The sequence below is a fragment of the Billgrantia bachuensis genome (genome assembly GCF_011742165.1).
Taxonomy (GTDB): domain Bacteria; phylum Pseudomonadota; class Gammaproteobacteria; order Pseudomonadales; family Halomonadaceae; genus Halomonas; species Halomonas bachuensis.
In genome coordinates this window covers 65,891-80,899 of the sequence record NZ_JAAQTO010000013.1, presented here as the reverse complement: position 1 = coordinate 80,899, position 15,009 = coordinate 65,891, and the positions used below count along the sequence as shown (strand labels likewise).

Here is a 15,009-nt window from a genome sequence, read left to right as displayed (position 1 = left end):
GGTGAGAACAACAATGGTGAGGCTGAGCAGTATATTTCGGTTGGCCGCCAGGGCCTCGACCGGGAGTGAGTCGATCTTCGCCAAGGCGATTATCAGAGCCGCGGCCAAGCCGCGCCCCCCCAGCCCACCGACGTTCACGCCGCAACAGACCGTGACGCCAACGGTACCTCAGTGGAATGGGGGAACGGCATTCCAGCCGATCAATACCAGCCACACCCCCATGGTGGGCTACGGCGTCTATTCGCCGGAATACCTGCAGCAAATGGAGCTCAGCTCGGAGCCGCTGGTTTATGGCCCTACGGTACCGGAGAATTTCGATTCTCCGAGTTTCGATCCGCTGAACTTCGATCCCCAGAATCAGAACGACATTTTTCTGCCTGTCGATAACGCATCCGAGCAAGAGCCTGTCTTTGACGAGGAAGCGGTCGAACAGGCCCAGGGCCTGGCCGAGGAGATTACCGAGGGGAAAGGGCTCGATCTTTTCGAGGAGTCCGAACTGAACAGAGAGGAGATCATAGAGCAGCTCGAAGCGGGTGGCTACGAGGTGGAGTCAGCCGAGTGGGGGCTTGCCGGCGACAATATTACCCGGACGACGATCACCGACCCTGAGACAGGCGAAACCATCCACGAATACTACGATCACGACACCGACCGGTACTGGGTCGAGGTGACGGGCGAAGATGGCGAAACGCTGAGTCAGTCACCTGTCCGGGACGATGAGGGGCGCAAGGTTACCGTCAGTGAGGACGAAGAGAGCGGCGAAAGGACGACGCGCCTCGAAGACGACTTGGGCGATGGCAGCGTCGTCGAGATAACCGAGCTGCCCGACAGCGATGTCGTAACGATCACGACCACCGATAGCGACGGCAACAGCGAGACGGTAGTAATGGCCGAGGATGGCACGCGAACGACGCTGGACCCTGAGCAGGTAACGAGCCGGGAGGGCATCGACGAGATCGCCGAAGGAGTCGCCAACGGCCAGAGCATCGAAGAGATTGCGGAAGAGCAGGGCCTGACCCGCGAGCAGGTGATTGCCCAGCTCGCGGCGGCTGGTTACGAGGTCGAGTCAGGAGTGGAAGGACAGGGGCCCAATTACACCGATACCACGCGGATCACCGATGCAGGGAGTGGCGATCTTGTCGTCAGCCATGAAACAGGGCCCGATGGCACACAAACCTCCCTCATAATCGATACCGATGGCAATGAGATTCGTCGAACCGAGGACCCCGACGGTAGCACCACCGACGCGATAACAGAGCCGGATGGCCGTGTGACCGAGACGAGAGTGGATGCCGATGGCACGACCACCACGACGGTCACCTACGAGCAGAACGGTGTGGTCGTCGAAGAAGTCAGCGTTGACGACGGTGAGACCACGACGACGATCATCGACGATGACGGCAATCGCACGGAACTCGATTCGGAGCAGGATACGAGCCGGGAAGGGATCGATGAGATTGCCGAGGCAGTCTCCGAGGGCAAGAGCATCGATTCGATAGCCGAGGAAATGGGGCTCGATCCCGCCCAGATCATCGCTCAACTGGCAGCTGCCGGTTTTGGAGTTTCAGAGTATACGGAGCCGGACGACAGCGTCACCCGGCGTATCGTGGATGCCGACAGCGGCGAGGAGATTGCCCGCTATCGTTTCACAATGGGCGAAGTCACCCAAAGTACCTTCTTTGTCGATGCCCAGGGTAACGAAGAGCGGCGCACCGAATACCGGGACGGGCGCAGCACCGAGACCGTCGAGGAAGCCAACGGCCGTAGGACCGTGACCAGAGAAAGTGCCGATGGCGAGAAGACGGTCAGTGTGACCCACAACGGCTATACCGTGACCACTCCACCGGATGGGGACATTACGGTTCGTCGTGAAGAGGATGGTACCGAAGTTGAAGTCGAGAAAGGCACGCCTCTCGAGGCGATGGTCGAGGTACTCATGGCCGTTGATCTCGACAGCTCCGATGCCGAGGAAGCTCGGGCGGCAGAAGTCGTGCTCGCCGCGGTGGAGCGTGCGCTGGCTGGTGAAACCTTCCAGGAGCTCTACGGGAGCGACGGCACCGATGGGGCCGTAGCAGAGCAGCAAAAAGCCTTGGACGAGGCAATCGAGGAATATTGCCCTGGCCAGCAGCCGGACAGGAACGTCACCTACGAGAACCCTTATGGCGATCCGCCGCTCGAGCCGCCGCCCTCGGGAGGTGACTGGGTGCCTATGGATGGCCTGTGGTTGGATCCGGAGGTGGCCAAGGCGACGGCAGCGCTGAAGGTCCTAGAAGCGGAGCAGCTCAAAGCCTTTGCCGAATTCGAGCGTAGCCAGGATCAGCTGGATGTCTTTGCAGTCGACCCGGCCTATGAGGAGGCTCTTCAGCGAGCCGGTAACCTGTTCGATGAGGCCTTGGCCCCGCAGGGGCTGGTGTGGGTTCGCCCCGAGCCGGAGGGTACGCTGGAAGAGGCCCGCGCTCGGTTGGAGGGAGCGGAGATTCGCCAAGAAGCCGCCGGTGAAGCCATGGAGGAATATCAAGAGGCCGAGCGTCTGCTGGATGAGGCCATCTCTGCTCAGGGTGAAATGCCCGACCCGCCCAACGGTTACGTTTGCACCAGTGACGACACACCTGCCGACTTGCAGCAAAAGGCCGATCAGTACGAGCAGGAGCAGAGCGCCTACGAGGCCGCCCAAGCCGACCTCAATGTGCTCTTCTCCGATGTTCGCCTGCACAGTGCCAAGGGTGATAGCCATCTACCGGATTATGAGGTTTCGCAGCTCGAGGACATGCTGGCTGAAACCGATCCCGACAGTGATGCTTATGAAAGGATCGAGGAGGAGCTAAGGCAGGCAAGATCCCGTCAGGAGGGAGCCGGCATCCAGGTGGATACGGCCCAAGCCTATTACGATTTCCATTCGGCGCGTCGGGATAACCTCCAACTGACCGTCGAGGCCTACGACATGAGGGAACAGCTGCTCGAGGCCTTCAACGAGGACAAGGGGCTGCTGGAGGAAGGCAAGAAGTTCAACACCATTGGCGGCGATTACCTGGGTGAGTTCACTGGCCAGCAAGTCATTGAAGAGCGGGAGGATGGTCTATGGGTCGTCACTCATTTCGAGGAAGGTACCACGGAAGAGCGGTTGGCCCCCGAGGAAATGAGCGAATGGTGGGAAAACCATCGGGATCCCGAACTCACCGAGACTTGGCTCGAACTCGGCGAGACCCGCCAAACGGCGCATGATCGAGAGAGAGAAACGGGTACCGACCTGCACCGTGCTCTCGAGCGAAATTACGGCTTTGCTCTCGAAAGCCTCGACGAGCAGCTTTCCGATCTGGAAGCGGAGCTCGAATCCCTCTTCAAGACGCACGGTCAGGGAACCGAGGAGGCACCTGATGAACTCTTCTCAGGTGATGTCGAACCGCAGGAGATCGAACTCGGTGGTCAGGTTCTGTGGGTGACACCGGATTTAGCGGCTGCATTCGAAGAGCAGGAACAGAACTTGGACGTCTTGAAATCCAGCGATCAACCGATTGGCATCATGATCGACGGAGAGAGGCGTTGGGTCCACGCGGAAATTGCGATTACCCATGTCGCTTTCGAGATCGCTCGTGACGAGACACAGCGTGAAATTCTCGAGACTGCGCGAGATGAGGTTAGCAACACAGCAGATCGCTACGAACTTGGCACTGAACAATCCATGCCATTGCTGGGTGAATCGGATGCCGATTACGAAGCGCGCGTGGAGTATGACGTCGTCGAAGCGCAGGGTGGCGAGGCATTGGATACTCTCTTCCAGTCACGCTTTCAGGAATTCCATGCACAGGGTTTCGATGCCACGTTCAACGTATTAGATGAAGACGGGGTAGCTGATTTTGTCGAAACCAATCTGGGTCTGACGGAAGGGCGCGAAGGATACGACGATGTACTCGATGCGATCCATGAGGTCGGGGGAGAGTGGCCGGCGATTCGTGCCGTGCCGCTGCTTCACCTCGATCGAGAGGGCGGGAGGTCGGAGATAGTACTGCTCGCCGTGCGCGGTGATGACGGTGAGGTTCGCTACGTCGATGGTACGGGCAGGCACTATGCCGATTTGGCCGACTTCCAGGACCACAACCGGTTATTCGGCGAAGAAGGGAGATTGGTCGTTCCCAAAGACTTGGAAATGCGACCCAGCGAGGGTGGCGTCATTCCCTTGGAGGTTGTTACCGCTCGCAACGTATCGGTGCAGGAGAAGATCGTCGACCCGCTGATCGGCATCGGGACGGGCGTGGCTACCGTGCTGTCTTTTACGCCAGCGGCTCCTGTGGCTGCTCCGCTGGCATTCCTTGGCAGTGGCTACCTGGGCTATCGGGCCTTCGAGCATCAACGCAATCATATGCAGCGAGGCGGGGACTGGAACGACTGGGAGTCGGGCTTGAACTACTTCTCCATCGCCACGGCTGTTCTGCCGGTCAAGGCCAGTGGGTTTCGCATGGTCGGCATGGCTCGAGACTCCACGTTGAGCGTGACCAAAGGAGAAGCCTTCCTGGCCAGCATCGGCGCCGTCAAGCCGGGTTCGACGCTGGCGGCCAATGCCCATGCCTACATGCGCAGCGCCGATGCCTGGAATCGAGTGGCGCGAGGCGCGGACTGGGGGGCTATCGTGACCGGCTTTCCGCTGATGGGGTACTCCGGTTATCAGTTGGCGGTCAATGGCGACCAGATGACCGGGCTGCAGCAGATCGATGCTGTCCTGGGGCTGTCCACCGGCTTCGTGGGAACCGGGTTGGGGATCTACGGGCTAAGGACCACGCGTCCCCAACGTGGGAACGGATCAAATCCTCCCGCCGAGCCCGGAGGGCAGCCCCCAGCCGGAAGAGGAGGCGATACACCGCCACCGACTTCCGATCTCGATGCTCCGAATGCTCCAGGGAGCACGACCTATCGCCCCGATGTTAACGAAACCGAGGGTGGCCGGAATACCCCGGCTCCAGATGAGCCTGGTAATGGCATTCCTTCGGCAGAGACCGCCCACGATACACCAGTGCTTCCTGACCCTGCACTCAGGGATGAAGCCTCCCAGACGGTCACTACCGCCATCGAGGGGCGGGCACAGCAGGCTGCCTTGTTCGACACTCAGGTCGAAGCAACACCGTCTACGACGCGTCGCGATTACTTTGACTCGGGAGCTAGCACTCCGTCTGCTCGCGAGGCGATCACGTTTCGCCTGCAGGACGAGCAAGGCAGGCCAATTGAAGCCCGTGTTTTAGGGCCACGTGCACCCTCTAGTGTGGATAACGTATACATTCAACCTGCCATCGGACCAAGGCTGCGTGGTGATGAGCCAGGAGTAAGGGGAAAGACCCATATCTTCTACCGAGACCCGGAAACCGGCGAAGCCTTCGTCATGCCTTGGATGCGAGGGGCGTCCCAGAACCACGTGGCGAGTGCGCAACAGACCGCAACGCCACCGCAGGGACTCGCGAGGCTTTATCGACTCGTCGATTTGGATGCGCTCAATCAGGCATCGACGGAGGGCACTCTACCTCCGGGTCACTATGTTCATATCATTCGTTCATCCAATACTGGGCTAGATAATGCCACCTTTGTCATTGATGGCGGCACCGTACCCAAGAGCGGACGTATTGATGAGAATGGGCATATCCGTTGGCCCTCGAGTCAGAAGGGGCAGCCCGTCACACTTACGTTGCATGACCAAGGGAATGGACAGCAGGCGGTACGAGTCGTAGACAACATAGGTAGTGAGGCACCTCGTGAGGTTACCGCGAAGCATGGCGACGTCTACGTTGTCGTAACCAGCGATCGTGCCACCGAGACTAGGGCTCAGATACAAGGAGGTGGTCTGTCCTTCGCCGCTTATAGTGGCAATGGGCTCTGGAGTGTGTCGTCTACCGTGTCGACGAGCCAATCGTCAACGACAGCACCTAACGCGGCGTTGACAGCCCAGCAGCAAGGTACGACACCGTCCCAAGCGACACCCGCAACACAGCAAAATGCAGCGTCATCCTCATCGCCATTAGTGAGTGGCAGGGTCTCTGTTACCACAGATTCCCAAGGCCCGATCGTGCGTATTCATGATCTAGGAGGAAACTGGACACCTGTTACAGGCCAGTCCACTCGAAAGATCGGGCGTTCTCCCTATGATAGGAACGTGAGTAATGAAGTGACTCCCGAAACGACCTTGGTTCGTCGCAGCGTGCTAGAGCAGGCCTTGGCGCCGGAAGACGCAGCCAAACTGCCGAACGTTCCCTATGTCAGAGTCTCCTTGATGGCCGGGCCTCAGGAGGGCGGGCATGTCTATACCACGCCAGTGCACGCAACGAGTAATGATAGTTCGCCTGCGCGTCGGCGCACGGCCAGAGGGCTGGCCGCTGCGCTGGTGGGAGGCTCTATGTTTGGTATGCATAGCGCTTCTGCCCATGGTTGGACCGGCGATGTGCTCAATCGAGCAGCTGCCCCGGCATCCCCCGCTCATTTACTCAATGGGTTGGGGTTCGTGACGCGGGGGAGCATGATTTTATTCAAGTCTCGGTTTGACGAAAAAATCCGGATCAACCGCGAAGCACTTGAACGAGGAGAGGTCACGGCTGAACGCCTAAACTGGGAAGCGAGCCGCATTATTGCTTCTCGAAGAGCGCTGAATCTCAGCAAGGAGCAGGTTGCGAGGGTAGGTACTGTAACGGAGGAATTTTGGGCACGCTATCAGCTGTTACAGAATCTATCTGTTACTCAAGAAAGTAGACAACGAGGGTGGACGGAGGAGGCCAAGACGCAGGCGCTCACTCAGGCGTCAAGCCTTTATCGAACGCAGCTGAAAAAAGTGGCTGGTCCGGAGGCCCTAACTGTCAACCCACTGGATCCCCGCACCTGGAAGGGAGTTTTGTTCAATAGCAGCATACTGGCGACACACCTAGTCAATGATGTGGTGTCTTGGCAGTACATTCAGAACAAGATAAGTGATGGAGAGTTCCTTAAAATCAGCAACAATTTGCTGGACTTTACTGGTGACGTTGGGATAGCGGGCTTTCTTGCTGCCAATGTGGTTCTCGCCGGTAGTGCAGCGACCCGGGTGGCTACCGGCCTAACTCGCGTCGATTTGGCAGCCCTGCCCTACGTCAAGAAGTTGGCTGGTACCGGCACGGCAGTTGGCTCCTATTTTTATGGCATCATGACGCCACCATGGGCGGCCTACACTATGTATGCTGCAGGCGAGGCCATGGCCAATGGGCACTGGTACTCCGCCGGGGTTAATCTAGCGGCATTGCCTTTCCAGGTCGCATTGTCCTATTACGGTATCAGGGGCTTGCGTGACGATACCGTCTCCATGGTGAAGTCGTGGAAAAACGGCCAGGATCCCGGCAGAAGCTGGCCGATTCGGTTGTTATATCCCATGACTACGATTCCTATGGCAGCCTTAACCGGCACCGAAGCCTACAATCAGTTTGCCCAAGGCAATCATATTGCAGGCACGGCTCTGGCTGGCGGCACGCTCATGCAAGCTTACTTCATCGATCTGGCGAGCAGGCGACTCAACTGGACGGATGCAGATGTACGGCATGGGCCATTCCGCCGCTTGGCCGGTGAGAATCGTCTTGCCGCGGATGAAAACCGCATCTGGGCGGGAGTAGGCTTGACCTTGGCTGGAGGAATGCTGATACCAGGTGCGTTGATAGATCTAAGAAATTACTTGGAAGACAAGGATTTGCTGCCGGATTGGGAGTGGCTCGTCGCTGACCTTGAAAGCGAGGAGAAATCCAACGAGACTCCAGTGGATCTTACCGACTACTTGAGGAATAACGAACTGCTTCCGGGCTGGGTATGGCGACGCACTGATTTCGAAGGCAAAAAAGAAGTTATTGAGGCTCCTGATACTAAAGTCTCATTGGGGCGAGTGGAGCAGGAAGGTGGCTCGCCAAGCCTGGAACCAACGCCGCGTGCCAACCCCGCGCTTGAGGAGCAGGGACATGATTGGGTTGAGGCCGCGTCTCACTTGTCACTGGGTGGAATTGCTATCAAGCGAGGGTACGATATTGCGGAGCTGGTCGAGCTCAACCTTAGCCATATCGATGATCCCACTGTTCTTAGGCCTGGAGATCGTATCTATCTGCCGAAGAGGGAACTGGTTTGAAAGTTTAATATTAGTTGCCCCTATCCGCAGTATTTTCTGACTCACCTAAATGGTATTAGGAGTGAAAGACATGCGGCTGACATGGTTAGGGTGGCATGATAAGGAATTTTTTGAATTATAGATAATTCTAGGCGTTTTTTTCTGCGCGCCGAATTCTTCTTCTATGGCTTAAGATTTGGCGTTAAGGGATTTCTTGATTGCAGGGGCGGGGCAAGTGATGTCAAATCTTAATCAAAGCGTAATTTTTGTGTGGTTGAGGGAGGTTTTTAATAATTCATCGCGAAATGTTATTGTATTTTTCAACATGCTTTATATGTATTTATTAAATTTCATGATAAGTGGTTTTTAGTCGTTTTTTTCTCCTTTCTTGCATTGCACTAGCTGTTCGTTTGTCTATGATTTGGTGGAGCGGTAACCCATCCGGTCTAATTTTTTCCTCGGCGTGCTTATAAGAGTTGAGGAGACGGGTAGCCGCTGCTCAGATTTTCCATCCTAAAAGGAGACATGGCATGGCGATCTTCAAGATCAAGGAAAAGAAAGAAGCTGCTGATGGTGTTTCAGGTGCCGGTGGCGGCGGTGGCATCGATGTACAGCAGCTAAAAGACGTCTTCGACCAAGCCGCCAAGAAATCGATGGAGGTCAGTAAGGTCAAGACCGAGGGAAACACCGAGGTCGACACGGCCAGGGCGGCACGTCCCAATAACTGACACTGCCACGACGGACGCTGGCGGGCACCAGCGTCCGTCCAGGCTTTCGCAATCCAGGCTGCGTATCTTGGCTGCCGTCATGTTCGAGATGGGGGCTCGGGCTTGATGGTATTTCATGACAGGTGGCATCCATGGCTTCCGTGACTTCGTTCTTGATGCCGACGACCGAGGTGTTCTCCACGCTGGAAGTGAGGAGCGGCCTTCATGTGGGAGTATCCGTGCCGCTCGAACAGCCGGTCTGTCGTATCGGCTCTGCGACCCGCTGCGACGTAATACTGAGCGATGCCGACGTTGCCGCTGAGCATGTCATTCTGCGCTTTCACGCGCGAATGGTGGCCATCGAGGCGGTCGGTGGTGCTGTCGAGGCCAACGGTGAACCGCTGGCGAAAGGTACCGGTTGGCGTACGCCTTTGCCGGTCACCCTTGCCATTGGCGAAGTGAAGCTCACGCTTACCCGCCCTGAGCTGATGCTTCCCCCAGCCCTGCAGAACGCCCAACGAGGGATGGGCACACTTCAGCGCCGTGTGCAGGCAAGCGTGCCCGTAGTCAGGGCTGCCCTGAGGCGTCGGCTGGCACCTTTGCGAGCCGCCCTGCAGCGCTTCGCTTTACCCCTAGCATTGGCACTTCGAGGCAAGCTGGTGCAGTCGTGGTCTCGCATCGGGCGAGTCCTGGCGCCGGTGAATCAACGCCTCGGTATCCGGTTCGCACCATTGGTAAGCCTCGTCTCCCGTCAATGGCGTCGGGCGCCGATCCCGGCGCACTGGCGCCAACGCCTGGCTCAGGTGCGCCAGGGTCCGGCATATGTTCTGGCCAGGCGCAGCACCGCGGTGACGGCACTCTGCACGACCCTGGCGATCATCGGCATCTACCAGCTCGTTGGCGTCGGCACGGCGGGGGCCAGCATCTCTGCCAGCGCGCTCCATTCCACGGGCATGCTGCAACCACAGGCCGCCGAGGCGGCCCGCTCGCTGATGGTCGTCGATACGCCACCCGGCGAGGCGTTGGCTCAGCGCCTCGCCGAGGTTAGGCTGGCGGGGTTGCAGGTCCGGGATGCCGGCAATCACCTGATTGTCGACGGTGAGTTTCCCCCTGAACGCTATGACGAGTGGCGCGACGTGCAGCTCTGGTTCGACCAGCACTATGGCGGTAGCCAGTTGCTGATCAGCGAAGCCCGTCCGCAGCTGTCGACCGATTCGCCGGCCCTGCAGTTCCAGGCGGTGTGGTTCGGTGAGAATCCCTATGTCGTCGGCCCTCGGGGTGAACGCCTCTACCCCGGTGCCGCCCTCCAGGAGGGCTGGGTGCTGGCCGAGATCGCCGACAACCGCGTCACGGTACGCCGTGGCAGTGATGAATTCTCCCTGACGCTGTAGCGAAACGCTGCCGGCCCTTTGCCATGGAGGCGACGCCATGAGAGTCACCGCCGATCGTATTCATGACGATCAACGTCTCCGCACCAGCGCAGGGACAGTGCCTCATGTCGGCGAGGCCGGTGGCAGCAAGCCCGTCGATCCGGAGCGACAAGCCGATTTCGCCAGGGCGGTGGAGGGCAGCCAGGCGCGTCGCCAGGAGGGTGGCACGCTGCGTGAGCAAATCGAGCGCATGGCGCAGCCCGCTGTCGGCGATCCTTCGCTTTATGCCAATGAGCGCAGCATTGGGCTGCTGCAGCATGTGGTCGATGCGGTCTTGCCCGAGATGGACACGCAAGCCGAGGTCGTCGAGATGGCAGCGCAACTGCTCAACGAGGAGATCGCGCAGCGCCTGGAGTGGGCGGAACGACGTGCCGAGGCCGAGGAGCTCGAGCGATGAGAGATGGTGACCAGGGAGCGGCAGAGCTGATGCACATGATGGGGCATCTCTACCTCAAGAGCGGCGAAGCGAAGCGTGGTCTGGTGCTGTTGCTGATCGCGGCGCATATCGCCCCCGATCATGCCGGTATCCTGCACACGCTGACCCGGGCCTTCATCGCGGTAGGCGACACGCCGAGGGCGCTCGATGCGATCGAGCGCCTGGAACGCCTGCAGGGAGCCTCGCCCGGGCTGATGTTGCTGCAGAGCCGGGTGCTATGGGTGGCTGGGCAGAAGGATGAGGCCCGGCGTCGTTTTCGCGACTACCTGCAGCAGCGGAGGGAGGCATGAGCGCGGCCCTGGCGAAGCTCAATCTCGTCGCCCAGCGGGCTGCCCAGCGCAGCGACGTGGTCATTGCGCTGTTCATCGTACTGGCGGTGGTCATGATGATCATCCCGCTGCCGACGGCGCTGGTGGATGCGCTGATCGGCATCAACATTGGCTTCAGTCTGCTGATCCTGGTGGTGGCGTTCTACATCTCGCACCCGGTCGAGTATTCATCACTGCCGCCGATCATCCTGCTGGCCACGCTGTTCCGCCTGGCGCTGTCGATCACCACCACGCGCCTGATCCTGCTCGAGGGTGATGCCGGGCAGATCGTGTCGGCCTTCGGCAATTTCGTCATCGCCGGCGAAGTGGTAATCGGCCTGGTGGTGTTTCTGATCATCACCGTGGCCCAGTTCCTGGTGATCACCAAGGGGGCCGAACGGGTTGCGGAAGTGGCCGCCCGCTTCATTCTCGATGCCATGCCGGGCAAGCAGATGAGCATCGACAACGACTTGCGCAACGGCGACATCGAGCAGGCAGAGGCGCGCAGCAGGCGCCAGCGCCTGGAGCAGGAGAGCCAGCTCTACGGGGCGATGGACGGCGCGATGAAGTTCGTCAAGGGCGATGCCATCGCCGGGTTGGTGATCCTTTGCGTCAACCTGATCGGTGGCCTGTCGATCGGCATGGTCAAGCGGGACATGCCGTTCGGCGAGGCGGTGAACACCTATTCGCTGCTGACGGTCGGCGACGGGCTCGTGGCCCAGATCCCGGCACTGCTGATCGCCGTTGGCGCCGGCACCGTAGTGACACGGGTCAGCTCGAACTCCGGCCACAGCGGTGACCTGGGCAGCGAGATCGTCGGCCAGCTCGGCAGGAGTTCCCGGGCGCTGGGGCTGACCGCCGTCATCCTGCTCTTCGCTGCCTTCATCCCGGGGTTCGCTCCCGGCGTTTTCCTCACCCTGGCGGCCGGGCTGGGCTTCGCGGCCTACGTGATACGTCGCCGAGAGCGCAGGTTGGCGACGCAGGTCGATACCGGAGGGGAGCTTTCGTCCCCGGCACCCATGGCGGCTGGCGCCGCTCCCTCTCCCACTAGGGAAGCGGCAACGGCGGCTGACCAGGAGTCCGCGCCTAACGCCGGCACAGTGCCGGAGTCGGGTGAATCACATCGTGTGGTGCTATGCCTGTCGGCTTCGCTGGCCGAAGCACTCTCTCTTGATGCCCTGCGCTGGGAACTCGACGAGGCGCGCCGCCGGGCCGGAGCGAGCCTGGGGATCGAGATGCCGGACGTCGGCCTGCATGTCGATGCGTCGCTGGAAGCCGACCATTTCGCCATCGAGCTAGATGAAGTCCCGATCAGGCAGGGAGAGCTTCTCGCCGAAAAGGTGCTGCTCGACGACGATCCCGTGCATCTGGAGCTGCTGGAGGTGGAGGCCGTCGAGCATCCATCGCCGCTGGGTCGGCACTCGGGGCACTGGGTGGCCGTGCAGGAGGTCGAGCGCCTGGATGAGGCCGGGATCGGCTATCGCCGGGCCGATCAGGTGCTGTGCCTGTGTCTGGAACGCACCCTGGCTCGTTATGCCGGAGAGTTCGTTGGCATTCAGGAGACCCGCACGCTGTTGTCGCGCATGGAGCAGGACTATGCGGAGCTGGTGGGCGAGGCGGTGCGCGTGGTCTCGCTGCAGAAGATTTCGGACATCCTGCGCCGCCTGGTGGACGAGGGTATTCCGCTGCGCGCGCTGCGCACCATCCTCGAGGCGGTGGTGACCTGGGGCCCCCAGGAAGCCAACGTGCCGCGCCTGACCGAGCGCATTCGGGCCGCCCTGTCGCGCCAGATCTGCCATCGCTTCGCCCGCGCCGATCGGGTACTGCCGGCCTGGGTGGTGACCCGCCAGCTCGAAGAGGCCATCCGCGCCACGCAGCGCAGTACCGATGGCGCCGCCAGGAGCGGCAGCGTACCGGCATCGCTGTCGCGCGCCCTGAGCCGCTGGTTCCAACAGCGCCTGGAGGCGCTGGACGGCGATGTGTCGCCGGTAGTGGTGGTTTCCGCCGATGTGCGTCCGGTACTGCAGCAGTGGGCGAGACGACACGAGCTTGATCTGCCGGTGATCGCCTGGTCCGAGGTGGCGCCGGAGTTCAGCCTCCAGTCGCTGGCCCAGGTCAGGTTGCCGCAATCGCACTCGCGGGGTGATGGCGAAGCTGCCAGCGCGCCCAAGGGTGAAGCGGAATGAGCAATTCGAATGACAACCCCTCCCGTCAAGGAGCAGTGACTGCGATGGCAGCCAGACCCTCGTTATTTCCTCCCTCCCTCGGCCCGGTACTCCTTCGCTGCCTGGCCGCGCTGTTGTCCTGGCTCGTGCTGATGGCTTCCGCGCACGCTCAAAGTGCCGACGGTAGCGGGGAACAGGGGCTCACGCTGGAAACCGGGCAGGGGCGCATCCTGCGCTTCGGCGAGCCGGCCGAGTCGGTGTTCGTGGCCGACCCCGAGATCGCCGACGTACAGGTCGTCTCTCCCGGAGTGATCTACCTCTATGCCAAGGCCCGAGGCGATACCAACCTGATCGTGCTGAGTGCGGACGAGCGTACCCAGGCGTCGATGCGCCTGCAGGTGCGTGACGGCGCCCAGGCGGTCAACCAGGCATTGCAGGAGGCGGGAGGTGGGGCGCCGATCATGCTGCGCATGGCCGGTAACCAACTGGTGGCGGAGGGAGAAAGCACGGATGTCGGCAGTGCCATGGCCATCCAGTCGACGCTCGAGAGCCACACGCCGGAACAGGGGCGAGCGCTGGATGCCACCACCTACCAGGGCAGCACCCAGATCAACCTGCGCGTGCGCTTCGCCGAAGTGTCGCGCGAGGAGCTGCTGCAGTACGGCGTAAGCTGGAGCGCGCTGATCAACAACGGCTCCCTGTCGCTGGGTGTGCTGCCCGGCTCTCAGGCCGGCATGACCTTCGGCACCCTGGGGGGCGGGGGGGACAGCATCGATGGGTTGCTGCAGGCGCTGCAGGATAACGGCCTGCTGCAGATCCTGGCCGAGCCCAACATCACCGCGGTGACCGGGGAGACCGCCAGCTTCCTGGCCGGCGGCGAGATCCCGATCCCGGTGCCGGTCAATCGCGACCTGGTCGGCATCGAGTACAAGCAGTTCGGCGTCTCGCTGTTGTTCACGCCGGCGCTGCTGCCCAACGACCGTATCTCGCTGCAGGTACGTCCCGAGGTGAGCAGCCTGACCGGCAGCAGCGTGGAAATCGGGGGCATCAGCGTGCCGGGGCTACAGGTACGGCGCGCCGATACCCTGGTGGAGGTGGGCAGCGGCCAGACCTTCGCCATCGCCGGCCTGTTCCAGCGTGACACCTTCAACAACATCGAGCGTGTCCCGGTGCTGGGTGATGTCCCGATCCTCGGCAATCTGTTTCGTTCGCGGCGCTTCCAGCGCAACGAAACCGAGCTGGTGATCCTGATTACCCCCTATATCGTCGAACCCGTCTCGTCGCCGTCGTCGGTGCGACAGCCAATGGATCATGCCCGGGTCGTCGGGGACGAGGGGATGCTCGACACGAGCAGCGCCTACGGGGTCGCGAGTGACGACCCCTTCGGCTTTCATCTGCAATGAACAAGGAGAACGAGGGCATGCGCTATCACACAAGCTGGCGATCCTGGCGACTTCTCCCCCTGACTCTGCTGCTGAGTGGCTGCGTCTCGTCGATGGGGCCGAGCTCCTGGGAGAGCGGCTATCGCCAGGTGGACGAGCCCGCGGGGAACGATGCCGAGGCGCTGCGACGTGTCATTGCGCCCAACAGCTGTGGGGTGTCACCCGGGCAGGCCGGCATCGTCCCTCTGCCGCCCGGCTGTGCCAACGATCTCAATCTGCAGGCCATGGTCGAGCGCCCCAACGATCTGCTCTACGGCCGCGAGATGGGGGCCGCACGGGGCGCCCCGGTAGCGGCGGCGGCCCGTGAGCGCCTGGAAGACCGTGAACGCGCCAACAGCCGGCGTGTCGTGCTCGAGTCGGAAGCGCGCGGTTCCGCCAGCCGCAGCGTCACCACGGGGGACCTGTGAGCATGCACCTGCAGCCACTGCTCTC

8 protein-coding genes are annotated in these 15,009 nt (G+C 60.9%); all 8 read left to right on the top strand.

Annotation, left to right across the window (positions count from 1 at the left end):
- Positions 1 to 13 precede the first annotated feature (13 nt).
- The gene (locus HBJ55_RS05000; RefSeq protein ID WP_167111650.1) at positions 14 to 8,110 is read left to right on the top strand and encodes a DUF4781 domain-containing protein; all 8,097 of its coding nucleotides are present in this window, start codon (positions 14 to 16) and stop codon (positions 8,108 to 8,110) included.
- 509 nt (positions 8,111 to 8,619) lie between these two features.
- Positions 8,620 to 8,817: a hypothetical protein gene (locus tag HBJ55_RS04995; protein WP_167111648.1), complete on the top strand. Its 198-nt coding sequence runs from the start codon at positions 8,620 to 8,622 to the stop codon at positions 8,815 to 8,817.
- A 131-nt stretch (positions 8,818 to 8,948) separates the two neighbouring features.
- The gene (locus tag HBJ55_RS04990; RefSeq protein WP_167111646.1) at positions 8,949 to 10,187 is read left to right on the top strand and encodes a SctD/MshK family protein; all 1,239 of its coding nucleotides are present in this window, start codon (positions 8,949 to 8,951) and stop codon (positions 10,185 to 10,187) included.
- A 37-nt stretch (positions 10,188 to 10,224) separates the two neighbouring features.
- Positions 10,225 to 10,623: a hypothetical protein gene (locus tag HBJ55_RS04985; RefSeq protein ID WP_167111644.1), complete on the top strand. Its 399-nt coding sequence runs from the start codon at positions 10,225 to 10,227 to the stop codon at positions 10,621 to 10,623.
- Complete coding sequence (locus HBJ55_RS04980) at positions 10,620 to 10,952, top strand: type III secretion protein (protein WP_167111642.1); 333 nt, start codon at positions 10,620 to 10,622, stop codon at positions 10,950 to 10,952. Before HBJ55_RS04985 ends, HBJ55_RS04980 begins: the two co-directional genes overlap by 4 nt.
- Positions 10,949 to 13,156 carry a type III secretion system export apparatus subunit SctV gene (gene sctV / locus HBJ55_RS04975; protein ID WP_167111640.1) on the top strand — a complete coding sequence of 736 codons (2,208 nt, stop codon included), beginning with the start codon at positions 10,949 to 10,951 and terminating at the stop codon, positions 13,154 to 13,156. Before HBJ55_RS04980 ends, sctV begins: the two co-directional genes overlap by 4 nt.
- A gap of 44 nt (positions 13,157 to 13,200) precedes the next feature.
- A complete protein-coding gene (locus HBJ55_RS04970; protein ID WP_167111638.1) occupies positions 13,201 to 14,538 on the top strand; it encodes a type II and III secretion system protein family protein in 1,338 nt (445 codons plus the stop codon).
- A gap of 17 nt (positions 14,539 to 14,555) precedes the next feature.
- On the top strand, positions 14,556 to 14,984 hold the full coding sequence (locus tag HBJ55_RS04965) for a hypothetical protein (RefSeq protein WP_167111636.1): 429 nt from the start codon (positions 14,556 to 14,558) through the stop codon (positions 14,982 to 14,984).
- Positions 14,985 to 15,009: the final 25 nt, after the last annotated feature.